Here is a 24314-nt window from a genome sequence, read left to right as displayed (position 1 = left end):
TTATTTCACCTACTTTAGCACTTCAAAATGTGCAACCGGCCAAAAAATCACATTCGCTTTACCAATGATCTCATCCATTGGAATTGCGCCGATGTTCCGGCTGTCTTTACTATGTTGTCTGTTATCTCCCAGTACGAATACATGTCCTTTCGGAACAGTCTGGGTTCCGATTTCATCACTTAAATCGAAATTATAGGTCAGATTGCCTCCTGAAAGACCTTGTTTATATTCATTCAAGTATGGCTCAGGAACTTCTTTGCCATTCACGTATAGTGTGTCATCTTTATACTCGATTTTATCCCCTGGAAGACCGATTATCCTTTTTATATAGTCTTTTCCTTCAGGAGCATGGAACACAACGATATCGAACCGGTGAGGGTTCCCTACCTCATAACTGAATTTATTGACGATCATTCGATCTCCATTATGAAGTGTCGGCATCATTGACTCTCCATCTACAACAATTGGTGCAAATAAGAAGTAACGGATACCTGCTGCAATCACTAATGCAATAACAAGTGCTTTCAGCCATTCCCAAGATTCACTTTTGCGCTTTGCCATTTCTCCACCCCAGTTTTCTATTTACCATTTATCTATACTTCATTATATTCGAAATGGTTAAAACAATCATCTGTCAGTGTGAAAGATTCATTCGTTTCTATTGTTATAGCGTGGAAATATTCTCGCTTTCCGCACCGTGATTCATCCTAACATATTAAGGAATGTAAAAAGGAGCTTGTTTCCAAGCTCCTTTTCGCACGGGTGTGCGTCATTATCTGCGAATTTCTTTGATACGTGCTGCTTTTCCACGTAGTGCACGTAGATAATAAAGCTTAGCACGACGTACTTTACCGTGACGTACAACTTGAATCTTAGCGATTTTTGGTGAGTGTACTGGGAAAGCACGCTCAACTCCAACGCCATAAGAAATTTTACGAACAGTGAATGTTTCGCTGATTCCAGATCCACGGCGTTTAATTACAACACCTTCGAATACCTGGATACGTTCACGTGTTCCTTCGACAACTTTAACGTCGATACGGACAGTATCTCCTGCACGGAATTCTGGCAAATCTGTTTTCAACTGCTCTTTTGTAATATCATTAAGTAGTTGTTGCATGGTATTTCCTCCTTCCTTACAAATGTTCTTGTCTATGCTTTTCCATCATAACAGCGGAACATCGTAATCAAGCGGCATAAGCCACAAAGAATATCTTAGCATAAACGTAGTGATGACGCAATATATTGAAGAGACATTGTTTATGAATCTGTTTCTTTTTTTATCTTTTCCAATAAGATTCTGTCTTCATCACTCAAATCCATCATATCGATCAAATCAGGACGCCTTAAGAACGTCCTTTTCAACGATTCCTGGTCCCGCCACTTTTGGATTTTCGCATGGTCTCCAGAAAGAAGAACTTCAGGTACTTTCATTCCCCGGAAGTCTGCAGGCCGAGTGTAATGGGGATGTTCAAGAAGTCCGGAAGAGTATGAATCCAACTTAGAAGATTCTTCATTGCCAAGCACTTCGGGTAAAAGTCTTGAAACACTATCGATCACTACCATTGCAGCGAGTTCTCCCCCGGTAAGAACATAATCCCCAATCGAAATTTCATCAGTGACTAGATGCTCCCGTATACGCTCATCATATCCTTCATAATGACCGCAGATGAAAATCAAATGATCTTCTTGTGATAGTTCTTCCGCCTTTTGCTGCGTCAAACGTTCTCCCTGTGGACACATCAGAATGACCCTGGGGGCAGTTTCCTCTCCACTTTTAAGCTCGTCAACTGCATCGAACAAGGGCTGCGGAGTCAATACCATCCCTGCACCACCGCCATACGGGTAATCGTCGACTTTTCGGTGTTTGTTCGTCGTGTACTCCCTGAAATCGATGACTGAATAGGTCACTGCTTCTTTTTCTTGAGCTTTTTTCAAAATGGAACTATTCAAGACTCCATCAAACATTTCGGGAAAAAGGGTTAAAATATCTATTTTCATTCTAATAGCCCTTCCATCGGTTCAATCAAAATTTGTTTTTCGACAACATCCACTTCTTTTACAACTTGATCTATATATGGAATCAAAACTTCTTTCTTCGTTTCATCTGAATAGACGACCCAGACATCGTTCGCACCTGGAGATAGAATGTCTTTCACTTTACCGATGTGATCCCCAGTTTTTGTCTTAACCTCGCATCCGATGATTTCATAATAATAGAATTCACCTTCAGGCAGATCTTCCAGTTGTTCTTTATGGACCTTCAATATACCATCTCGCAAAGGTTGGACTTCATTAATGGATGGATAGCCTTCAAATGAGACAAGGTCGAATTGTTTATGCTTACGATGGGAGCGGACTACCAAGGGAACAGGCTCTGTTTTCCCATGTTGAAATAGATAGAGCTTCGAACCCTCCTCATATCGCTCATCTGCAAAATCTGAACGGGTAATGACTCTCACCTCACCCCTGATTCCATGTGTGTTGACGATTTTCCCTACATTAAACCATTCGCTCATCATTTTTCCCCCGAATAACTTATTTCCTACTATCATGATTCAATCAAAAAACATATATTCGCCCCTTGGTCGTGAAATTTCCAGCCAACCTGGCAAAGCCAAACCTATGGCATTGGCTATGCACCTTCCGGGGTAAGAAGATTTTTCACTGACCAAATTAGTAGACACCAGAGACCTTATACGTTCCAAATTCACCATCTTTAGAAAATTAGAGGACACCAGTAACCTTATCTGCCTGAAACGCGAAAAAATCAAAGTGTTTAACCGAAATAGCGGAACAGTTGTCCTCTATTTTTTGAAAACAAGCCATTATGTCAAAGATAACGGAATAGTTGTCCTCTATTTTAACATCTTTTTTACAGTGTAAAAGAAGAGGCGGGGCTGCCCCCACCTCTCACTTGAATCAAACAATCTCTAAATTTATCTTTTTACGCTCATTGGTACCAGCAGCATTGATCACGGTTCGAATCGCCTTGGCAATCCGACCTTGCTTTCCAATCACTTTACCCATGTCCTCACTATGAACAGTGAGTTGATAAGTGACTGTACTGCTCGTTTCAACCTCTTCTATGCGCACATCTTCTGGGTGATCGACAAGAGCCTTAACAATCGTTTCGATTAACTCTTCCATATCAATCCCACCCTACTTATTTTTGGTTTTTAGCATTGTGTAGCTTTTCCATGAGACCAGCATCAGAGAAAAGGTTACGTACTGTGTCAGAAGGCTTTGCACCTTTCAACATCCAGTCAAGAGCTTTCTCTTCGTCGATTTTCACATCAACTGGTTGTGCAATTGGGTTGTAGTATCCGATTTCTTCAATGAAACGTCCATCACGAGGTGAACGAGAATCTGCTACTACCAAACGATAAAATGGAGATTTTTTTGCTCCCATACGCTTTAAACGAATTTTTACTGCCATATCTATAATTCCTCCTAAAATTTTTTATGAATGTTTATTTTCACGGTATCGAGTACCGGTGAAATCTTTTTACATGAATGGGAATTTCATACCGCCCATTCCACCTTTTTTCTTACCTTTTTGCATATTGGACATTTGTTTCATCATCTTCTTCATGTCCTCGAACTGTTTCAAGAGCCTGTTCACCTCTTGAACGGAACGACCGCTTCCTTTTGCGATACGTTTCTTTCGACTTGCGTTGATTGTTTCAGGCTGTTGCTTTTCACCCTTCGTCATCGATTGGATGATTGCTTCAACATGATTGAGCTGTTTTTCGTCAACCTTGACGTTCTTCAACTGCTTCATCTGTCCGGAACCCGGTAACATGCCAAGTAGTTCATCAAGTGGGCCCATACTTCGTACCTGGGTAAGCTGTTCAAGAAAATCGTCGAATGTAAAGCTCATCGTCCGCATTTTTTCTTCAAGCTCTTTCGCTTTCTTTTCATCCACATTCGTTTGGGCTTTTTCAATGAGAGAAAGAACATCTCCCATACCTAAAATCCTTGAAGCCATACGTTCGGGATGGAAAGGCTCCAGCGCATCCAGCTTTTCACCCATACCGACGAACTTGATCGGTGTCTCGGTTACAGATCTGATTGATAAGGCTGCCCCACCACGTGTATCACCATCTAGTTTCGTAAGGACAACACCCGTGAGACCGAGCTGGTCGTTGAAGCTATCAGCGACATTGACTGCATCTTGACCAGTCATCGCATCTACAACCAACAGGATTTCATCTGGATTTGCAAGCTCTTTGATTTGAGTCAGCTCATCCATCAGATCTTCATCTATATGCAGTCGACCCGCTGTATCGATGATCACATAATCGTGATGCTCTTCTTTCGCTTTCGCAATCCCTTGCTTCGCGATTTCCACGGGGCTTGTATCTGTACCAAGATCGAATACAGGCATACTGAGTTGTTTCCCTAGCGTCTGCAATTGATTGATTGCCGCCGGTCTGTAAACGTCGGCCGCGACAAGTAACGGTTTCCGGTTATTCTTCTTCCTGAGATGATTAGCCAGTTTACCGGTTGTCGTCGTCTTACCTGCACCTTGAAGTCCCACCATCATCACGACTGTCGGTGGTTTGCTGGCAACCGCAAGCTTGCTTTGCTCTCCACCCATCAACGCTGTCAATTCTTCATTGACTACTTTGACGACTTGTTGACCAGGTGTAAGACTTTCAAGGACTTCTTGTCCGATCGCTCTTTCTTTGACCTTTGCAACGAATTGCTTAACAACCTTGAAGTTTACGTCAGCCTCTAATAACGCCAGTCGAACCTCTCGCATCATGACTTTAACGTCCGCTTCGGTGACTTTACCTTTTCCGCGAACCTTCTGAAGTGTTTGTTGAAGTCGGTCGGCTAAACCTTCAAATGCCATAGAATGCCGCCTCCTAATCCAATTTCTCGACACGATCGATCGTATCGAGCAACTCTTTTTCATCTTTTTGCTCAGCAACTTGTTGACGTAATTCACTCAAAAGCTGCTGTCTGGTCTGATACTTTCCGAGAAGTTCAAGCTTTTCTTCGTATTCTTCGAGCATTGATTCTGTTCGTTTGATATTGTCATAAACTGCTTGGCGGCTCACTTCATATTGCTCTGCAATCTCTCCAAGGGAAAGATCATCGAGATAATAAAGGGCCATATAATTCCGCTGTTTCGGAGTTAAAAGAGCATGGTAAAAATCAAACAGTAAATTGACTCGCATCGTTTTATCAAGCACTCAATCCACTCCTTGTTAAGCGAAATGCCTTTACGATTAATCATACTACACCCCATAGAAACCTTTGTCAAGTTTTTTTCTTAACATGGGTTACTGTACCAGGCACCATTTTGAAACCGTTGGGGGACATAGGTTTTGGTTTGGTGCCTGGCACCTTTTTCGACCTGTTGCGGCACAAGGCTTCTCGTTTGGTGCCTGGCACCTTTTTCAATCCGTTGCGGCACAAGGCTTTTCGTTTGGTGCCTGGTACCTTTTTCAATCCGTTGCGGCACAAGGCTTCTTGTTTGGTGCCTGGCACCTTTTTCGACCTGTTGCGGCAAAAGGTTTCTCGTTTGGTGCCTGGCACGTGGCTAGCACGGGTGGCTCACGGAGATTTACATGAAACAAACGCTTCGGCAGAAGCGTTTGTTGGGGCCAGTATGAAGTTGTCCAGGCATCTGTGCCGGTATATGTGACAAAATAATGTGATTGACCTTGCTTTCAATGAAATACTGGTGTCCGCAAGATCTCGAAAACCTATTTTATAAAGTCAAAATCGATCTGCTGATTCGTCTTGGGTCACATCTGGCAGTATGTTGGAAAACAGTCCGTAGACAAATTGATCAGCGTCAAATTCATATAGGTCTTCCACTTTTTCTCCAAGTCCAACAAACTTGACCGGGATTTCAAGTTCATGGCGGATGGCGAGTACGATACCGCCCTTCGCAGTTCCATCAAGCTTCGTCAACACGATTCCGGTGACATCTGTTGCTTGACTGAAGGTCTTTGCCTGATTCATTGCGTTCTGGCCAGTTGTAGCATCGACGACGAGTAAAACCTCGTGCGGGGCGCCAGGTAGCTCTCTTCCGATGACGCGCTTGATCTTTTCAAGTTCGTTCATCAGATTGACCTTATTCTGAAGTCGACCAGCGGTGTCACACAAAAGAACATCCACACCACGTGATTTCGCGGATTTCACCGCATCAAAGACAACTGCCGCAGGATCAGCACCTTCACTGTGTTTGATGACATCGACTCCGACACGGTCACCCCATACTTGGAGCTGATCGATTGCTCCTGCACGGAACGTGTCTCCAGCTGCCATCAGTACAGATTTACCTTCTTGTTTAAGTTTATGTGCAAGTTTTCCGATCGAAGTCGTCTTCCCTACACCATTGACCCCGACGAATAAGATGACGGTCAATTCACCATCCTGGATGTTAAGCTTCGTACTCTCTTCTCCTTTATCGAGCAGTTCAGCCAATTTTTCTGAGATGACGACTTGAAGTTCTTCAGTCTCTTTGATGTTCCGAGTCCGGGCGACATCTTTCAAATCGTCGATCAGATCCATGACAGTCGCTACACCGACATCCGCTTCAATAAGGATCTCTTCCAGTTCTTCAAAAAACTCTTCATCTACTTTACGATAATTCTTCACAAGATCGTTGACACGGGTTGAAAAGGACGTTCTCGTTTTCTCCAAACCATCCTTGAACTTTTCAGTAACCGTATCACTTTGTGTAGTCAGCTTATCTTTCAAACGTTTAAAAAAACTCATATGTTCCACCTCATTACTATGTCGTCACAAGTTCTTTTGTTTCTTCCAATTTGACTGATACAAGGTTCGATACGCCAGATTCCTGCATGGTTACTCCATAAAGGACGTCTGCTTCTTCCATCGTACCCTTCCGGTGGGTTACGACGATGAATTGCGTCTGTTCACTGAATGCACGTAAAAATTTTGCAAAACGGCTTACATTAGCTTCGTCGAGTGCGGCTTCAACCTCATCGAGGATACAAAATGGAACCGGCCTTACTTTCAGAATTCCGAATAATAAAGCAATGGCTGTCAATGCTCGTTCGCCGCCAGATAACAGGGCAAGATGTTGAAGCTTTTTACCTGGAGGCTGAGCAAGAATATTGACCCCTGTATTCAATAGATCATCCGGGTCTGTCAATTCAAGGTCAGCTCTTCCACCGCCGAACAACTCTCGAAAAATTTCACGGAAATGTTCACGGATACCGAAGAAGGATTCTTTGAACCTCTTCGTCATTTCTTCATCCATTTCTGTAATGATTCCATAAAGGGTAGATTTTGCTTCATTCAAGTCATCACGCTGCTCGACCAAGAAATTATAACGTTCTGACACCCGCTCGTACTCATCGATCGCTCCCAGGTTGACTGTACCGAGTTCATCGATGGCACGTTTGATAAGCTTTACTTTCGTACGGGCTTCGTCTGGCGTCATTTCCAGGCTGTATTTTTCCTTAGCTCGTTCATAGGAAAGTTGATACTCTTCACTCAGATGGTTCAAACGGTTCTCCAGCTCTACATCTAATCGGTTTAGACGCAGTTCTTCTTGATGGATCCCATCGGAAATCTGCTGATGAAGCCGCTTGAATTCTTTAAGCTGCAGTTCCTGCTCTTCTACTTTTTCTTGACGTTGACTGCGCTCTTTCCGCCGATCGCCGATTAGTTGGACTGTCGAATCTTTATCCTTTCGATGCTGGATGATCTTCTCATCCAATGCCTCTTCATCTGAAGTACTCGTATTGACTGCTTCTTCAAGCAACCAAAATTCTTCTTCTGCCTCACTCATGATCTTCAATGTTTCATCAAATTCATTTTGTAATCGTTGGACGGTACTGTTCGAGTTTGAAAATTGTTCTTCTGATTGTGCAAGCTTCACTTTCAATGAAGTAATCTCTTCCTTCAAATCATCCTTCGTTGTTTGTTGGTTTTTCTTTTGATTCGATAATTTTTCCACGTCTTGTTCGAGATCAGATGCCTTTGTCACAGACGCTTTCAAGGACTCTTGCAAACTGGCTACCCTTTTTTCCATCGTGTCCTTTTCAGAGTCATACGTTCCTTTTTCACGGTCGTATAACGATAAATGTTCATTGATGTTTTTCGCTTCAAGTTCAATTTCTCTAAGTTCGCCCTTCAACTGTTGTTCTTCCAGGCGTTTGTTTTCTCCAGTTTCACGCAAGTTTTCAAGGTTTTCTTTCTGACTGAGCAAGTTTTTCTTCTCTTGCTTAACATCTTTTTCAAGCTGTTCGGTCTGCGTTTCCATAGTGGCAAGCTTTTCTGAAATAGATTCCAATTCGCGCTGCCTGGATAATAAGGACGTATTCTTTTGTTTCAGACTACCACCTGACATCGATCCTCCTGGATTGACGATGTCCCCTTCTAATGTCACGATCCTGTAACGGTGATTGAGGAGTTTCGCTAATGCATTGGCACCCTCCAAGTTTTTGGCAATCACAACATTGCCTAAGAGGTTTTCAATGACTTTACGATACTTTTCCTCATAACTGACAAGATTGGAAGCAATCCCGATATAAGCAGAATGATTGGAAACTTTCCCCTCTTCCTGTCCCGACAGCTTCCGGCTCCTCATGACAGACAATGGTAAAAATGTAGCTCGTCCAAGTCGTTTTTGCTTCAAGAACCCAATCGCTTTACGAGCATCTTCCTCTGTATGGACGACAACATTCTGTGTAGCAGCTCCGAGTGCTGTTTCAATAGCCATTTCTTCATTTTTAGAAACAGTGATCAGTTCGGCGACAGCACCTTCAATACCTGGAAGTTTCTTACCTCGTTCTTTCAATATTTCACGGACACCATGGAAAAATCCGCTATAATCCTCTTGCATTTCCTCAAGCATTTCTTTTTTCGAGCGGAATTGTTGGATGAATTGATACGCTTTATACAATTTCGATTCTTTCTCATTCAGCGTCTTTTCATCCTTTTCGATTGTTGTTTTCAGCTTCATGAACGCGTCCATTTGCGTTTCGAGTTCAGTCTGGATATTTTCCAGTTTTCCACTCAATTCTGATTTCCGTTGCGTTATCCGATCACGCTCTTCAATGTATTGTTTATGGCGGTCATCGAGTCTAGAAGATTTAGAAGTCTGCTGATCCAGCTGCTCGCTCAAGTATCGGATTTCATTTTTAATCGATGTCTGCTCATTGAGGCAATCGAAATATTCACTTTTCAGTTGCTCGAGTTCTTCTTCGATGTTTTTATCAACTAGCTCAAGTTGTTCTTCTTGTACTTTAAGCTCGTTTTGAAGGTTCTTCAGTTTGCTTTGGTGTTCATGTAATTGGTCTCGTTCAATTTGCAACGTTTCTTCAAGAGATTTTTTCTTTTCCTTTTGTTGGGTGATTTTCTGCGTTAGCTGCTCTTTGTTCTGATGGTAATTTTTCTTTCGTTCACGCATCACTTCACGCTTACCTTCGTGTTTTTCGAGCTCTTCACTCACATTCAAGAGGACGTCTTGAAGTTCATCGATCGATTCATCCAAAGCCGTCAATTCATCCCTGATTGTGCTGATCTCTAGTTCTTTATTCTGAACCTGTCCATGCAGTTTAACCTCTTCAACTCTGAATTGTTCGATTTCTTTGGATTTCGTTTCCCACTTTGTATGTAAGTCTTCTATTTCGTGAACCAATAAGGCAGATTCAATCACTTCAAGCTCGCTTTTCTTGTCCAAGTAATCACGTGCAATCGAAGCCTGGATTTTCAAAGGTTCGACCTGCCCCTCCAATTCATGGAGGATGTCTTCTACACGATTCAGATTCTCTTCAGTTTCACGTAGTTTCTGTTCCGCTTTTATTTTTCGCGTCTTATATTTCAGGACACCGGCCGCTTCTTCAAAGATTCTCCGACGATCCTCCGGTTTACTGCTTAAGATTTCTTCAACCTTACCTTGTCCGATGATTGAGTAGGCCTCTCTGCCAAGACCGGAGTCCATGAACAAGTCGATGATATCCTTCAAACGACATTGCTGTCTATTTATCAGATATTCACTGTCACCAGAACGGTAGACTCTCCTTGTAATGCTGATTTCATTATATTCAATCGGTATATGCTGATCTTCGTTATCTAATGTCAATGTCACTTCAGCCATATTCAACGGTTTACGTGTATCACTACCTGCAAAAATGATATCCTCCATCTTTGCTCCTCGTAAGGATTTGGCAGACTGTTCACCTAAAACCCAACGCACCGCATCTGAAATGTTGCTTTTTCCACTTCCATTCGGACCAACCACTGCTGTAACACCGGGTACAAACTCAATACCGATCCGTTCAGCAAAGGACTTGAATCCGACGACATCTAATCTTTTGAGGAACATTGTGATTCCCCCTTCACTAAATTCATCTCATTCATCATTCTCAAAAATTTCAACTTTTACACTTGAATACATACTTATTTATTTTATCATAAAGATGGTTATGGCAGAAGAACTGCGGTAAAATTCCGCATTTAATGTGGATTCATGCTACAATGACAATGAAGAATGGTTGAAGGAAAGGATGATTTGGTGAATCTCAATAACAGAAACGAAGAAAATCTAGCGTATATGATCGAGCAGATGCAAAAACAAATGCAAGTCGTGAATACAGGAGTCATGCGCCCGGAAGACTTTGATGTAGAACAATACGATGAATTGAAGGACCTCTATGATTATGTAATGAAGAAAAACCATTTCAGTGTCAATGAAACTGAAGGAATCATCCAAGAACTTAGCGAGCTCCGTAAAAAGTGAACAGGTCGTTAAAGAAAACGTGTTAAAGAAAACTTAGTAAAGCCAAGCCTTAGGGGCAGGCTGACCTATTGTTACGCTTTACTTTCTTTAAATGCACAAAGAGGCTGTCCCCGCTGAAAAGTGTCAAACACTTATGGGACAGCCCCTTTTCTTATTTTTTGTTCAAATATTGAAGAGCTTCTCTGGCAGCATGCTGTTCGGCTTCCTTTTTGGAACGCCCATGTCCGATTCCCAGTCGTTCACTGCTTAAATAAACTTCAGAGGTGAACTCCCTGTTATGTGCAGGTCCAGTCTCCTGAACAATCCTGTATAAGAGCGTTCCTCGGTTTTCTCTTTGGATGAATTCTTGGAGCTGACTTTTGAAATCCATCACATGGGAAAAAGCACCTTCATTAATTTTTGGATAGACGAATTTGATTAAGAACTGTTCGACAACTTCCAATCCTTGATCAAGATAAAGAGCTCCAATGAAAGCTTCGAATACGTCCGCTAACAAGGCAGGACGTGTTCTTCCTCCTGTATTTTCTTCACCTTTACCTAGTAATACAAGATCTCCGAAATTCAATTGAAGTGCAAATGTCACCAAGGATGGTTCACATACGATTGCTGCACGTAATTTCGTCAATTCACCTTCGGACATATTGTGATACTTCTTGTACAAATACTGAGAAATCGTCAGTTCTAATACCGCATCTCCTAAAAATTCAAGGCGTTCGTTATCATCACTTGGACGTTTACGATGCTCATTCACATACGATGAATGAGTGAATGCTTGGAAGAGTAATCTTTCATTTTCGAAATGGATATCGATTTTTTCCTGGAAAGGCTTAAAACGTAAAGAAAGCTCTTCCTTAGTGAAAGGTCTGCGCTTTGATCGTGAATATTTCTTTGATGATGTACGGTTGGACATTGTGACCTCCATAATCCTAATCTTGCTTATACACAATTAAGTTTAATAAAACAAAGCCCCGCAATCAAGTGTTGACGCGGGACTTACAAAAATACTATTGATGGCTGTTTATGTAATCAACTACATCGCCAACAGTAGCAATTTTTTCAGCATCTTCGTCAGAAATCTCCATGTCGAACTCATCTTCAAGTTCCATAACAAGTTCAACAACGTCTAAAGAATCCGCTCCCAGGTCCTCTTTAAATGAAGATTCAAGTTTCACTTCTTCCTCATCAACCCCTAAACGGTCAACGATGATTTTCGTAATACGATCTTGAATGTCTGCCATGTCCGTTCACCTCCTCTCAAGTATTATACGAGATGTATATCATCTAGTAAATCTCAGATATACAAGATGATATAAAAACCTTAGCCTGGTTCTTTTCCACTAATGATCACTGCAAAGATCCCGCCCTTTTCGCTGGTGATCGTTTGTGAAATGCAAGCCTCCTCGCTCGTTCCTCGTTTAAATCAAGCTGCACTTACCCGTTAGCGGACACAGGAGACCTTATTTCACCAAAACAACAGAGTTTTAGATTCCTAACGGACACCAGGGACGTTATTTCGCAAATATCATAGCAGATCAGCTGCTTTTTTTTACAAATAACGGCTCTGGTGTCCGTTAACAAGCCAGAAACACCGATTTTGTCACAAATAGCGGCTCTGGTGTCCGTTAACTGAAAACATAGCTCCCTTTGGGTTCACCTGGCACGCAGGTTCCGTAAGAATGTCGCGACCTTCACTTAATGAAAGTCATCGTAGAGCTGTTTCCCGGAATTCTGAACCTTTTATATAAGCTTAAAATGCAGACGAATTAGAAACGAGAAGTTCAAGGCACGAAGGTTTTGAGGACCGGAAAAGGATACCGGCTAAAACCGTCACGTCCTGTGACAACGCCGGTCCTAGTATATCCTGTACGTCGGAGGACCGGTAAAACCGAGTAACGCTCACTGCCTAAAAGCGTCACGTCCTGTGACAACGGCAGTACTAGCACGTCCTGTGCGTCGAAAATTCGACGTTTAATATTTGGATACATTCTAAGCATCGCTTCAATCCAAGTTCAGAATGAGGACAAACAGGACCGAGAAATTCGAGGCACGGATACTACGATTGGCCGGAGCGTATTTAATAATACGTGAGGACCTGAGTAGTGACGTAACGAAGAAGTTCGACGGAACTGTTTCCCGGAATTCTGAACTATCCTTTCACTACATTACCATGCCTCCATCGACATGAATAGTCTGCCCCGTAATATACCCACTCTCTTCACTAGCCAGGAACTTTACAGCTGCTGCGATGTCTTCTGGCCGTCCTAGACGTGCGAGTGGAATTTGCTTGAGCATTTCATCCTTGACGCTTCCTTCGAGGGCGTCTGTCATATCTGTTTCGATGAAACCTGGAGCGACAGCGTTAACTGTGATTCCTCGGCTGGACAGTTCTTTTGCAGTCGTTTTTGTCAGACCGATGACACCGGCTTTTGCTGCGACATAGTTTGCTTGTCCAGGATTTCCAGCTACACCAACGACTGATGCCATGTTGATGATACGACCTGAACGTTGTTTCATCATTTGACGTGTCACGGCTTTTGTACAGTTGAAGACACCTTTCAAGTTCGTGTTGATGACTTCATCCCACTCTTCTTCTTTCATTCTCATCAAGAGGTTGTCTCGCGTGATCCCAGCGTTATTGACAAGGATATCGAGAGAGCCATAAGTGGAGACTACTTCTTTGATCATAGCGGTTACGGAATCCATGCTGGAAACATCTGATTGGATGGCAAAAGCTTGTCCACCGTTTTCTTGAATTTCTTCTACTACTTTTCTTGCCTTCTCTTCACTTCCTGAATAATTCACTGCAACCGAGGCCCCCTGCTTTGCAAGTTCAATTGCTATCGCTCGGCCGATCCCTCTAGAAGCCCCAGTTACTAAGGCAGTTTTACCAGTAAGCATCAAATCATACCTCCTTAAGTTTCTTTACAGCCGCTTCCAACGATTCCGGGTCTGATATCGCAATCGTGGTCGCTCGTCGATGCACCTTTTTCACAAGACCAGACAAAACTTTCCCTGGTCCGATTTCGATGAACGTATCCACTCCTTCATCCAACAAATAACGGACTGTTTCTTCCCACCGTACCGGTGAGTAGATTTGCTCAATCAGTTTCGATCGAATCTCACTAGCTTCAGTTACAGGCTCAGCCGTTACATTCGCTACAACCGGTATGTCAGCATCTGCAATCGTCAATTCATCCAGGATGTCACCCATTTTTTCAGCAGCAGGTTTCATCAATTCCGAATGGAACGGGCCGCTCACTTGCAGAGGGATGATTCTCTTCGCGCCTTCTTCTTTCGCTGCTTCAGAAGCTTTTTCTACCCCTGTCTTGGAACCGGAGATGACAATTTGTCCCGGGCAATTAAGATTTGCCAATTGCACAGAATCTCCATCAGCTGTTATACGAGTTGTGATTTTTTCCAGTTGATCCGCCTCCATGCCGAGGACTGCAGCCATTGCGCCTTCACCTGCAGGTACTGCTTCTTCCATGAACATACCGCGTCTTCGAACGGCATATACGGCGTCTTCAAAACTCAACGCTTTCGAAGCTACTAGAGCTGTATATTCCCCCAGGCTATGACCTGCAGTGTAGTCCGGACGTATTTCATAATCTTCTAAAGCTTTCAAAATCGCAATACTGGTCGTCAATAAAGCCGGTTGAGTATTCTCGGTCCGTGTCAGTGTTTCTTCAGGACCATTTGCGATGATCGAAGACAGCGAGTATTCTAATCGATCGTCAGCCTGTTTGAAGACTGCAGCAGATTGTTCGTTCTGTTTTACAAAATCTTGTCCCATTCCAACTTGTTGAGAACCTTGTCCCGGAAAAATAAATGCGACTTTCCCCATTTGTCATCCCTTCCCTTCTAGTCGAGCTGCTTTTTCAGTAATGATTGTTACCATATCATATTCAACCATATGCCGTGCTTGGCGTATCGCATTCAGCACTGCATTTGCATCGGAAGAGCCATGCGCTTTAATTACAGGAGCACGGAGACCGAATAACGCCGCTCCACCGTATTCGCTGTAGTCAAGTTTTTCCTTTATCAATTTGAATTCTGGTTTCAAAACAGCAGCAGCCAATTTACTTTTCACTGAACTCGTCAGCTGTTCCTTTAGCATCTTGAACATTGACATTGCAGTACCTTCGATGGTTTTCAGAACGAGATTACCCGAAAAACCATCACAGACAACAACGTCAGCAACACCTTCCAAAAGATCACGTGATTCTACATTACCGACAAAATGGACGAGATCTGTTTCTTTCAACAATTGAAAAGTCTGTTTAGACAATTCGTTTCCCTTTCCATCTTCTGTCCCGACATTCAAAAGTCCGACACGCGGCTTCCCGATGCCCCGCACTTTTTGGCTGTATACACTACCCATCAATGCATATTGAAAAATATGATCTGGTTTTGCATCCATATTCGATCCCACATCCAGCAGGACGAATCCCTGACCATCCAGGGTTGGTAACGTAGGTGATAAGGCCGGGCGATCGATTCCTGGGATACGCCCGACATAGAACAATCCGGTCGTCATCAATGCACCCGTATTTCCTGCCGAGATACAGGCATCGGCTTTGCCTTCTTTTACTTCGACCGCAGATAATACCATGGAAGCTTGTTTCTTTCTCCTGACTGCCCTTACTGGTTCCTCATCACTTGTGATCTTTTCGGTTGTATGTAGAATTGAAATCCGGTGGGATCCGGTCAAATATTTTTTGATTTCGTTTTCATCACCGACTAGAGTCACCTCAAGATCGGTATACTGATTGACAGCTTCAATGGCACCTAGAACAAGCTGTTCAGGAGCATTGTCACCGCCCATTGCATCAATAGCAATCCTCATTTATGATTTACGTCCTTTCTTTCTTGCTTCTGTTCGAGTGTTCGAGCGAAACATGGTGAATACACCTTCAAACACAAGTTCCTGTTCAACGTAGCTCTTCACTTGTACAATAGAGCGATCATTTTGATGTTCGACCACATTCGCTTTTGCAACGACTCGCTCACCAACTTTGACCTGCCTTGTAAATCGCAGGTCGGATTTTTCGGTCAATGCCATTTCATCATTTATGATTGCAACGGCAAGGGAGTTTGCCTGTGCAAACAAATGATGTCCCCTTGCGATATTATGTCTAGAAAAAACATGCTCTTTCTTGATATCCAAGATTGAAATCGCAGATTCATCCAGTTGCAGGTCAATGATTTCACCAATAACATCTTCAATCGAAAGTGCCTTCACTTCATCCAGCTGTTGCCGGGCGACGTTTTTGATCCTTTCACGAAGTTCCGGTATCGAAAGCTCCAAACGATCAAGTCGTATTGTTTGTACACTTACCTGGTATTGATCTGCTAAGTCCTCATCTGTTATGAATGGATTTATAAGAATCGTCTCTTTCAACATTTGTTGACGTTCTTTTTTATTTCTCTTCATTTCCTTCACCATCCCTTACTCTTATGAGTAGGTACTAATAGTAGTATATATTGATTGGTCATTCTTTTCAAGGAATAGTGAGTTAATCAAGATCCTCCCAGGCATCTACCTGTTCCATCAGCCAATTTCTTAGAGCTTCATAGCCTGGTTCTATCCAAAAACCTTCAGAGTTTACCATTTTTGCAGCATCGTTCCTTGCAACTTCCAAAGCCCGATAGTCATGGACAAGGTCGGCAACTTTGAAGTCGGGCAAACCGCTTTGCTTTTTGCCAAAAAAGTCACCAGGTCCGCGTAGTTCAAGGTCCCTCTGAGATAATTCGAAACCGTCATTAGTTTCTGTCATGATCTGCATCCGTTCTTTCCCGACATCGGATTTCGGATCAGCGATAAGGATACAGTAGGATTGCGCATCTCCTCTTCCTACTCTTCCCCGTAATTGATGCAATTGTGACAAACCGAACCTCTCTGCATCATAAACGACCATGACTGTTGCGTTCGGGACGTTAACACCCACTTCAACTACTGTCGTCGAAACAAGAATTTGAACTTCATTTCTACTAAACTTAGCCATAATCTCTTCTTTTTCATCAAATCGTAACCGTCCATGCATCAATCCCACTTTGAAGTTAGTATAATAGTTGACCAGCTGAGCATGAACATCGACGGCATTCTGGAAGTCGAGCTTATCCGATTCTTCGATCAGCGGACAAATCACATAGGCTTGTCGACCTCTCTCCAATTCCTTTTCAATGAATCCAAGAACACGATCAAGCATCCCATGCTTCGCCCAATAGGTTTCAATCGGTTTTCGCCCGGCAGGCATCTCATCGATTGTTGAAACATCCATATCACCAAAGGCCGATATCGCCAGTGTCCTTGGAATAGGAGTAGCGGTCATGAAGAGGACATCAGGAGTAATCCCTTTTTGCCGGAGCACTTTCCTCTGTTCCACTCCGAACCGGTGCTGTTCATCCGTGATCACCAAACCAAGATCATCAAATTGGACTTCATCCTGGATCAGGGCATGTGTGCCGATAAGGATATCCGTTTCCCCATTTTTGACCCGCTCCAGAATCTCGTTGCGACGATTCCCTTTAATCGAGCTTGTCAGCAACTCCACTTTGATTTCAAACTTATTGAATAGTTGGCTCATCGATTCATAGTGCTGTTCAGCAAGAATTTCAGTCGGGACCATCAAGGCTGATTGCATGTTCAATGTTGCGAGGGCATACATACTTATGCCCGCCACTATGGTCTTACCAGATCCTACATCCCCTTGAAGCAGACGGTTCATCCGATAAGGGGATCTTAAATCTTTTAAGATTTCATCGACCACACGCTTTTGTGCACCTGTCAATGGAAAAGGCAATGCAGTTATGAAACGGTCGATTTCAGCCTCATTGAAAAACCTCTCTTGACCATCGGATTTTTCTTTCTCCTGTTTCCGCCACCACTGCATTTTCAATTGGAATCGTAGCAGTTCTTCATAGACGAAGTACCGTCGTGCATGCTTCAAGTGCTCATGGGTGGCAGGAACATGGATCCATTGGATCGCCTCTTTGCGTTCGATAAGTTTGTATTGCTTCCTCAAATTCTCCGGTAAAATATTCTTGACGGAACCAAGGTATTGTTGTAGACAAAGCTGGATGACTTTTCGGATTTTCTTGACGGTCCAATCTCCTTTAGTCGAATAGACCGGCTCAATCGTCTCGTCAGATTCTTGATGCCCGAACGTCACATGCTGCGCTGTGATCGTCAACCTGTGCTGATCCCATTTTCCTGTTATTGTGACAGGTTGTCCGATTGAAAGTTGTTTCTTCAAAAAAGCCCTGTTGAAAAACACAGCCGTTACAAGATATTTCCCTACGAGCACTTTCACGGTCAGTCTAGATTTCTTCCGACCAAAATAACGGAGAGAAGGCTCACTATGAACCTTCCCTTCTATTGTTGCTTTTTCATCATGTTTCAGTTCCGTCAAATCCTTCACCTGGAAGTCTTCATAACGGTAGGGAAAGTACATGAGAAGATCGTTGACGGTATACACTTTCAAATCAGCCAATTCTTCTGCCCGTGCTTCTCCGATTCCTTTAACTTGTGTCACTGGTATCGACAACTCCATCACTTTTTCTTTAACGGTACTCCATAAATTTTCGCTTCAAGTTCCCGACCTGTCGGAGTAGCCGCCAATCCTCCTTGCGCCGTCTCCTTAAGGGCGGTCGGCATCGATTCCCCGATCTTATACATCGCATCAATCACTTCATCGCAAGGAATACGGCTCGTGATTCCAGCAAGTGACATATCTGCAGCGGTTATCGCGATGCTTGCACCGATGGCATTCCTTTTTACACATGGCACTTCTACCAGTCCTGCAACGGGATCACATACAAGACCAAGCATGTTTTTAAGCGCAATCGCCATAGCTTCCGCTGATTGCTCAGGGGTGCCGCCAGCTAATTCAACGATTGCTGCTGCAGCCATTCCCGTAGCTGAACCTACCTCTGCCTGACAACCGCCAGCAGCTCCGGAAATCGACGCATTATTTGCTACGACGAAACCAAATGCACCAGATGTGAATAAATAGCGGACCATTTGTTCACGGTTCGGCTGCAGTTTGTCTCTAAGGGCAAATAGGGTACCTGGCACGACACCTGCGGACCCTGCAGTAGGCGTCGCACAGATCGTTCCCATCGCAGCGTTCACTTCATTAGTCGCCACAGCTTTGCTGACCGCATCCAAAATCGTCGTACCAGCGAGGCTTTTGCCACTCTCGATATATTTTTGAAGAAGGACTGCATCACCGCCAGTCAACCCAGAATGTGATTTTACACCTTCTTTAATTCCGCGCTCTACAGCCTTTTCCATGACATCAAGGTTTTTTTCCATACGTTCCATGACCGATTCCTTCGATCGACCGGTCACTTCCATTTCTTGTTCGATCATCACTTCAGAAATTGGAACATTTTTTGAAACGGCAAGTTCCACTAACTCACTGACATTCCTAAACATCACTCATACCGCCCTTCTGTTTAATCATGAATCCGTGTCGCTTTTATAATGTGGGGAAGTTTTTCGATATCTGCTAAAACGTCATCTTCAAGGTTTTGATCCACTTCAATCGTCATCAAAGCTTCACTTCCGATCTCTTTCCTTCCAACTTCCATATGACCGATATTGATCTGGTGTTTGGCTAATAGATTGGCTACGCCAGCAATTGCACCGTAATGATCATTGTGTACGACAAGCAGCGCAGGATGGTTTCCAGATAACCGCAACTCAAATCCGTTCAACTCAATAATCTCGATTTTTCCGCCGCCGATCGAAATCCCGACCACTTCCATATCTCCATCTTTATCTCCAAGACGGATCCGGGCAGTATTCGGATGATCAGTCAACGCTTCTTCTTCTGTCATCTTTATTTTAATTTGTTCTTGTTTGGCGATTTTCAATGATTCACTTATTCGTTGATCAAACGTATCAAAATCGAGGATCCCACCGACAATCGCTACATCCGTTCCATGACCACGGTACGTTTTCGCGAAGGATCCGTAGAAGGAAATGTGTGCCCATTCAGGTTTACGGCCAAACAAGGATCTAGCTACCCGCCCGATTCTTGCTGCACCTGCTGTATGTGAACTGGATGGACCGATCATGATCGGTCCGATGATATCGAAAACGCTTTTATATTTCATTTGTAATTCCTCCATCTATGCATATAGAGATAAAGAATATTCCTACCCTGTCAGGAATGCGTCTGATCATGGTAGGAATATTCAAAGCGTTTATTCTACAGAAATGATATACGAGTAAATTGGTTGGTTACCCGGATGAATTTCAACTTCCGCATCTGGAAATCGATCCTCTATCCAATCACCAAGTGCGGACGCTTCGTTTTCATCAGCATCTTCACCGTAAATGAGAGTGATGATTTCATCTTCTTCACTCACCATTTCAGATAACAACGCCTCGGCCGCCTCTTTTTGAGTCCTTTTCGACGTTACAATCTTCCCATCGAAGATTCCCATGAAATCGTCTTTTTTGATATCAATACCATCAATGCTTGTGTCACGTACCGCAAAAGTGATTTGTCCAGATTTGACATGCTTGACTGCTTCTGTCATCGCTGATTGGTTATCATTTAAAGAAGCGCTGGGATTGAAAGCGAGAAGTGCAGAAATCCCTTGTGGAACCGTTTTCGTTTTCACCACTGCTACGTCTTCATCAACTACTGTAGCTGCTTGTTCCGCAGCCATCACAATGTTTCCATTGTTCGGAAGGATGAGCAACTTTTCAGCGTTCGCTTCTTGAATGGCTTTGACAATGTCTTCCGTACTCGGATTCATCGTCTGCCCTCCGGCAATCACGACAGTCGCACCTAAACTTTTGAACAACTCTTCAATCCCTGAACCCATTGAAACAGTAATGATCCCGAATTCCTTTTTCGCTGGTTGTTCCGGTACATTGGTTTCTGGTTCGGGCTTATTTTCATCATCTAAAATAGCCGTGTGCTGTTCCCGCATGTTCTCAATTTTTATATTAATCAAGTCACCATACGTTTGAGCGAGAGTCAGCATATCTCCCGGCTTTTCCGTATGTATATGGACCTTGACGAGATCTTCATCAGAAACGACGAGCAAAGAATCACCATGCTCACTGAGTTGATTTCTGAATCCTTCTTCAGAAAATGGATTCTTTTCCGTTTTTTCGGATTTGAATTTCACCATGAACTCGGTGCAATATCCATAATGGATATCTTCTGTTTTCATATGGCTTTGTGCCTTATGGTGTTCTGCATTCACAAGCTCATCCATGGATGGACCTGATACGCTGACTTCCGGAAGCTCTTTTCCTTCAAGTACAGCCAGAAATCCTTCATAAATGGTAACGAGTCCTTGACCGCCTGAATCGACTACACCGACTTCTTTTAAAACGGGCAATAAGTCCGGTGTACGATCTAAGGATTCCTTCGCCTCTTTCAATGTCTGCTTCATGACGTCTACCATATCGTCTGATTTACGAGCAGCCTTCGCTGCTTTTTTGGCCGAATCCTTAGCAACGGTCAGGATCGTACCTTCAACTGGTTTCATGACTGCTTTATATGCAGTTTCGACACCAGCTTCAAACGCTTCAGCAAATAATTTCGTATCAATCTCCCTGTAACCTTCTATCGCTTTCGAAAAACCTCTGAAAAGCTGGGATAAAATGACACCAGAGTTGCCACGGGCACCCATTAGGAGCCCTTTCGAAAATGATGTTGCTACTTTACTGGCGTCATCAGTTGATAAATTTCTTACTTCTTTCACACCAGAAGTGATCGTTAAATTCATGTTCGTCCCAGTATCACCATCCGGTACAGGAAAAACATTAAGAGCGTCTACCATTTTTACGTTTTTGTTCAGGTTATCCGCTCCGAAAATGAACATTTGGGAAAGCTTTTTCCCGCCTACCTTCTTAACTGTCACGAATCCTTCCTCCTCGTTACGGGTTCGTCACCCTCACGCCTTGAACAAAAATGTTGACGGAATCAACAGATAGTCCGAGCATTTGATCAAGCGTGTACTTCACTTTTGTTTGAACATTGTGAGCTACTTCAGAAATTTTCGTTCCATAGCTGACGATGATATACATGTCTATGTGTACTTCATCCTCTTCTTGTCGCACGACAATTCCTCTACTGAAATTGTCTCTGCCTAGAAGTTCAGTAATGCCATCTTTAATTTGTTTTTGCGAGGCCATTCCGATAATACCATAACAATCAATCGCAGCTCCACCTGCAATTGTTGCAATAACATCATTAGAAATATCAATTTCTCCGTAATTTGTTTTCATTTCTATAGACATGCAGAATCCTCCCTTGGATTATAATGACCTATGGCTAGTGTCATTTTACTATAATATCTTACAATTTGAAAGAAAATATCATAGAAGCACTATTTATCGTGTCAAGTAAATAAACTTGATAAACATTCTTGCATTCTTACACATCTCATGCTACTATAATGTAGTGTTTTCGTAAAAAGAAGAATATTGAATGTAATTGTGATTACAATTTTTATTTGTAACAAAGGAGGTACCAATCATGGCTAGAAAATGTGTTGTTACTGGTAAGAAAACAAGCTTTGGAAACAAGCGTTCTCACGCGTTGAACACTACTAAACGGAAATGGGGAGCGAACGTTCAAAAGGTTCGTATTCTTGTTGACGGTAAACCGAAACGTGTATACGTATCTGCTCGTGCCTTGAAATCAGGTAAAGTAGAACGCGTTTAATTTTTAAAAACACAAAAAGGACTGGTTCATTTTTTAATATGAGCCAGTCTTTTTTTATTTTTAGACTATTTTACTTTTTATTGAAGAAAGTATTTTTTACTTTCTTTAAGTGCAAGAGGAACAAAGTTTGCAAAAACAGCTAAAACAAAAAAGCACCTGGTTTGGTGCTTTTTTGCTACCCTTTTTTAAATGACCCTAAGATCGCCCTCACGAATCCACCCAAAAACTTTGGCAGTTTGATGGTATAAAATTTCATGATTCCGCCTCCTCCAACGTTAGTTTCCGGAAGATCCCTCTTTCGGAAAATTAACATTCTATTTAAGTATATTCGTCTACTTAGAAATAGTACCCGGAGTTTTTAAATTTCCATCTCGATCTTTGCTTCTTATCACCATAATTATGCCGCTATCAAACGAATAAGTACCTTTTTTTGTTACAAGCTCATTTGAAATACAGAGGGTCGAGCCCCACTTTACTGTTGCATGATCCAACGGGTAACGGAAACCAGACAATGTCACCCCTGTCACGATTGGTGAAAATGGTAAGAAGGAGACGTACGGAAATTCATGAATAGTATCAATCGTGTATGTCCCAGGGTCCTTCATGAGGATGATATTATCACGATCAACAATTTCTATAGGTATTTTGGAATCAAGGCCTGCTTTCAACATTTGAATATTGATCAGCTCATGATCCAGCCGGCCACCTGTGGCACCATATAAAATGATTTTTTCGGGATTTTGTTTAAGCGACCATCTTAACGCAAGTTCAAGATCCGTCATATCTTTTTCTCGATCAAACGTAAAGATTTCCATTTTCATGTCTTGAAGCTTAGTAACCTCTTCACTCGTTATCGAATCAAAGTCACCAAAGGCGGCTTGTGGTATTATATTTCTTTTTTGAAGATATAGAACCCCTTCATCAACGCCAATATACAAGGCATTATCACTTTCCATCTCCTGGGGAAGCAAATGTTCAGGACCTCCAGAAACGATACAAATTGTTTGCAATAATGTCACTCTCCATGAACCAGTTTGGGAGCTGTTTTTGATAATAGAACTAACAGGATTACCGTCAGAATGAATGTCGGAATGATATAGGTACTGTTATACGTAATTGAATATATCCAAACCGGAGTCCCTTCCGGAGCAGCGCTTGCAAAAAATATCACACCTGAAATGACATGACTGATTAGACGGAACAAGCTTCCAATAAACGTTCCTAAGATAATCAGCCATATTCTCTTCCTATAAGAATCTCTTGAATTTGGCGTGACTATACCCGCTAAACCAACCAGTAGAAAGGCTAAAGGATAATCCAACACAAGTTGGACTGGATGGACGATAAATGGATTGATGATCAATTGTAAAATCCCTATCATCAGCCCTGTAAGAACACCGCCAGCTAATCCTCTACGGAATGCCATGAGGAAAATCGGCACCATTTCAAGCGAAACAGAGCCACCAAACGCCCAAGGTCCACCTAATTTTATGAATCCTAAAATGACACCAAGAGCTGACATGATTGCGATTTCAGCGATCATCAACATACGTTTATTCATAGACTTTCATCTCCCCTTGTTGTACGTTGCACGTAAAAGAATCCTTGCCTGAACATAAGAAACCCTGGAAAAGCCAAGGAGGCAGGTTCCTCCGCAGAAAGGAAGTGAATTTCTTAGAAATCAGCAATATAAACTAACAAAGCCTAAGTATAAAAAAAGCAACTGTACGGAGATACAGCTGCCTTCATTTCACACTCTTCTAGTGAAAGCCGACTTCCCTCCGCAGGTTTTAGCCTGTTCAGGTTCTCAGGGTCAGGAGCATGCACTCCACTCTCAATCTCTTAAGGAGATTCCCCTAGTGGTCTCTTTACAATCT

At 42.7% G+C, this 24314-nt stretch carries 27 protein-coding genes and 1 riboswitch; of the genes, 2 read left to right on the top strand and 25 right to left on the bottom strand.

Going from position 1 to position 24314, the window contains the following annotated elements:
* Positions 1-9: 9 nt before the first annotated feature.
* The 11 genes from lepB to smc all read right to left on the bottom strand — a co-directional run bounded on the left by lepB (position 10) and on the right by smc (position 10324).
* Positions 10-561, bottom strand: coding sequence for a signal peptidase I (gene lepB, locus N8M93_RS13980; protein ID WP_261132797.1), 552 nt, complete (start codon positions 559-561; stop codon positions 10-12).
* 211 nt (positions 562-772) lie between these two features.
* Positions 773-1120, bottom strand: a complete 348-nt coding sequence (rplS, locus tag N8M93_RS13975) for a 50S ribosomal protein L19 (RefSeq protein WP_261132794.1) — start codon at positions 1118-1120, stop codon at positions 773-775.
* Between the two features lie 140 nt (positions 1121-1260).
* On the bottom strand, positions 1261-2001 hold the full coding sequence (gene trmD, locus N8M93_RS13970; protein WP_261132793.1) for a tRNA (guanosine(37)-N1)-methyltransferase TrmD: 741 nt from the start codon (positions 1999-2001) through the stop codon (positions 1261-1263).
* Positions 1998-2519: a ribosome maturation factor RimM gene (rimM, locus tag N8M93_RS13965; protein ID WP_261132791.1), complete on the bottom strand. Its 522-nt coding sequence runs from the start codon at positions 2517-2519 to the stop codon at positions 1998-2000. Before rimM ends, trmD begins: the two co-directional genes overlap by 4 nt.
* A gap of 403 nt (positions 2520-2922) precedes the next feature.
* Positions 2923-3150 (bottom strand): KH domain-containing protein, encoded by a 228-nt coding sequence (locus N8M93_RS13960; protein WP_261132789.1) that lies wholly within the window; start codon positions 3148-3150, stop codon positions 2923-2925.
* A gap of 16 nt (positions 3151-3166) precedes the next feature.
* Positions 3167-3439: a 30S ribosomal protein S16 gene (gene rpsP, locus N8M93_RS13955; protein WP_221564225.1), complete on the bottom strand. Its 273-nt coding sequence runs from the start codon at positions 3437-3439 to the stop codon at positions 3167-3169.
* Between the two features lie 69 nt (positions 3440-3508).
* On the bottom strand, positions 3509-4861 hold the full coding sequence (gene ffh, locus N8M93_RS13950) for a signal recognition particle protein (RefSeq protein ID WP_261132788.1): 1353 nt from the start codon (positions 4859-4861) through the stop codon (positions 3509-3511).
* Between the two features lie 13 nt (positions 4862-4874).
* Positions 4875-5204, bottom strand: a complete 330-nt coding sequence (locus tag N8M93_RS13945) for a putative DNA-binding protein (RefSeq protein WP_261132787.1) — start codon at positions 5202-5204, stop codon at positions 4875-4877.
* Positions 5205-5284: 80 nt separating this feature from the next.
* Complete coding sequence (locus tag N8M93_RS13940) at positions 5285-5524, bottom strand: hypothetical protein (RefSeq protein WP_261132786.1); 240 nt, start codon at positions 5522-5524, stop codon at positions 5285-5287.
* 209 nt (positions 5525-5733) lie between these two features.
* Positions 5734-6741, bottom strand: a complete 1008-nt coding sequence (gene ftsY, locus N8M93_RS13935; protein WP_261132785.1) for a signal recognition particle-docking protein FtsY — start codon at positions 6739-6741, stop codon at positions 5734-5736.
* A gap of 16 nt (positions 6742-6757) precedes the next feature.
* Entirely contained in the window at positions 6758-10324 is a 3567-nt protein-coding gene (gene smc, locus N8M93_RS13930) for a chromosome segregation protein SMC (RefSeq protein ID WP_261132783.1), read from the bottom strand.
* Between the two features lie 189 nt (positions 10325-10513).
* On the opposite strand from smc, the gene N8M93_RS13925 reads away from it, so the two are divergent.
* On the top strand, positions 10514-10738 hold the full coding sequence (locus tag N8M93_RS13925) for a DUF1128 domain-containing protein (RefSeq protein WP_261132781.1): 225 nt from the start codon (positions 10514-10516) through the stop codon (positions 10736-10738).
* A 151-nt stretch (positions 10739-10889) separates the two neighbouring features.
* On the opposite strand, the gene rnc is transcribed toward N8M93_RS13925, so the two are convergent.
* The 11 genes from rnc to N8M93_RS13870 form a co-directional block, all read right to left on the bottom strand.
* Positions 10890-11660 carry a ribonuclease III gene (gene rnc, locus N8M93_RS13920; RefSeq protein ID WP_396125587.1) on the bottom strand — a complete coding sequence of 257 codons (771 nt, stop codon included), beginning with the start codon at positions 11658-11660 and terminating at the stop codon, positions 10890-10892.
* An 82-nt stretch (positions 11661-11742) separates the two neighbouring features.
* Positions 11743-11976 carry an acyl carrier protein gene (gene acpP, locus N8M93_RS13915; protein ID WP_221564206.1) on the bottom strand — a complete coding sequence of 78 codons (234 nt, stop codon included), beginning with the start codon at positions 11974-11976 and terminating at the stop codon, positions 11743-11745.
* Between the two features lie 919 nt (positions 11977-12895).
* Positions 12896-13636, bottom strand: a complete 741-nt coding sequence (gene fabG / locus N8M93_RS13910) for a 3-oxoacyl-[acyl-carrier-protein] reductase (RefSeq protein ID WP_261132776.1) — start codon at positions 13634-13636, stop codon at positions 12896-12898.
* A 4-nt stretch (positions 13637-13640) separates the two neighbouring features.
* Complete coding sequence (fabD, locus tag N8M93_RS13905) at positions 13641-14582, bottom strand: ACP S-malonyltransferase (RefSeq protein ID WP_261132774.1); 942 nt, start codon at positions 14580-14582, stop codon at positions 13641-13643.
* A 3-nt stretch (positions 14583-14585) separates the two neighbouring features.
* A complete protein-coding gene (gene plsX, locus N8M93_RS13900) occupies positions 14586-15584 on the bottom strand; it encodes a phosphate acyltransferase PlsX (RefSeq protein ID WP_261132772.1) in 999 nt (332 codons plus the stop codon).
* A complete protein-coding gene (gene fapR / locus N8M93_RS13895; protein WP_261132771.1) occupies positions 15585-16172 on the bottom strand; it encodes a transcription factor FapR in 588 nt (195 codons plus the stop codon).
* An 82-nt stretch (positions 16173-16254) separates the two neighbouring features.
* The gene (gene recG, locus N8M93_RS13890; protein ID WP_261132769.1) at positions 16255-18291 is read right to left on the bottom strand and encodes an ATP-dependent DNA helicase RecG; all 2037 of its coding nucleotides are present in this window, start codon (positions 18289-18291) and stop codon (positions 16255-16257) included.
* The gene (sdaAA, locus tag N8M93_RS13885; RefSeq protein ID WP_261132767.1) at positions 18291-19178 is read right to left on the bottom strand and encodes an L-serine ammonia-lyase, iron-sulfur-dependent, subunit alpha; all 888 of its coding nucleotides are present in this window, start codon (positions 19176-19178) and stop codon (positions 18291-18293) included. The genes recG and sdaAA overlap by 1 nt, the downstream gene beginning before the upstream one ends.
* A 20-nt stretch (positions 19179-19198) precedes the next feature.
* The gene (sdaAB, locus tag N8M93_RS13880; protein WP_261132765.1) at positions 19199-19861 is read right to left on the bottom strand and encodes an L-serine ammonia-lyase, iron-sulfur-dependent subunit beta; all 663 of its coding nucleotides are present in this window, start codon (positions 19859-19861) and stop codon (positions 19199-19201) included.
* A 90-nt stretch (positions 19862-19951) separates the two neighbouring features.
* Entirely contained in the window at positions 19952-21631 is a 1680-nt protein-coding gene (locus N8M93_RS13875) for a DAK2 domain-containing protein (RefSeq protein WP_261132763.1), read from the bottom strand.
* A gap of 16 nt (positions 21632-21647) precedes the next feature.
* Positions 21648-22010, bottom strand: a complete 363-nt coding sequence (locus N8M93_RS13870) for an Asp23/Gls24 family envelope stress response protein (protein WP_221564188.1) — start codon at positions 22008-22010, stop codon at positions 21648-21650.
* A gap of 238 nt (positions 22011-22248) precedes the next feature.
* Between N8M93_RS13870 and rpmB the strand changes: the two genes are divergently transcribed.
* Positions 22249-22437: a 50S ribosomal protein L28 gene (rpmB, locus tag N8M93_RS13865; RefSeq protein WP_226551145.1), complete on the top strand. Its 189-nt coding sequence runs from the start codon at positions 22249-22251 to the stop codon at positions 22435-22437.
* Between the two features lie 175 nt (positions 22438-22612).
* Here rpmB and spoVM read toward each other — a convergent pair whose 3' ends face one another.
* The 3 genes from spoVM to thiT form a co-directional block, all read right to left on the bottom strand.
* Positions 22613-22693, bottom strand: coding sequence for a stage V sporulation protein SpoVM (spoVM, locus tag N8M93_RS13860; protein WP_096199318.1), 81 nt, complete (start codon positions 22691-22693; stop codon positions 22613-22615).
* Between the two features lie 76 nt (positions 22694-22769).
* Positions 22770-23447: a thiamine diphosphokinase gene (locus N8M93_RS13855; RefSeq protein ID WP_261132759.1), complete on the bottom strand. Its 678-nt coding sequence runs from the start codon at positions 23445-23447 to the stop codon at positions 22770-22772.
* 5 nt (positions 23448-23452) lie between these two features.
* A complete protein-coding gene (thiT, locus tag N8M93_RS13850) occupies positions 23453-23998 on the bottom strand; it encodes an energy-coupled thiamine transporter ThiT (protein ID WP_261132757.1) in 546 nt (181 codons plus the stop codon).
* Between the two features lie 198 nt (positions 23999-24196).
* Positions 24197-24305: riboswitch (TPP riboswitch) on the bottom strand.
* Positions 24306-24314 lie beyond the last annotated feature (9 nt).

The organism is Bacillus sp. Marseille-Q3570 (assembly GCF_946151055.1).
Classification (GTDB): domain Bacteria; phylum Bacillota; class Bacilli; order Bacillales; family Fictibacillaceae; genus Pseudalkalibacillus.
This window is presented reverse-complemented; position numbering and strand designations above follow the sequence as displayed.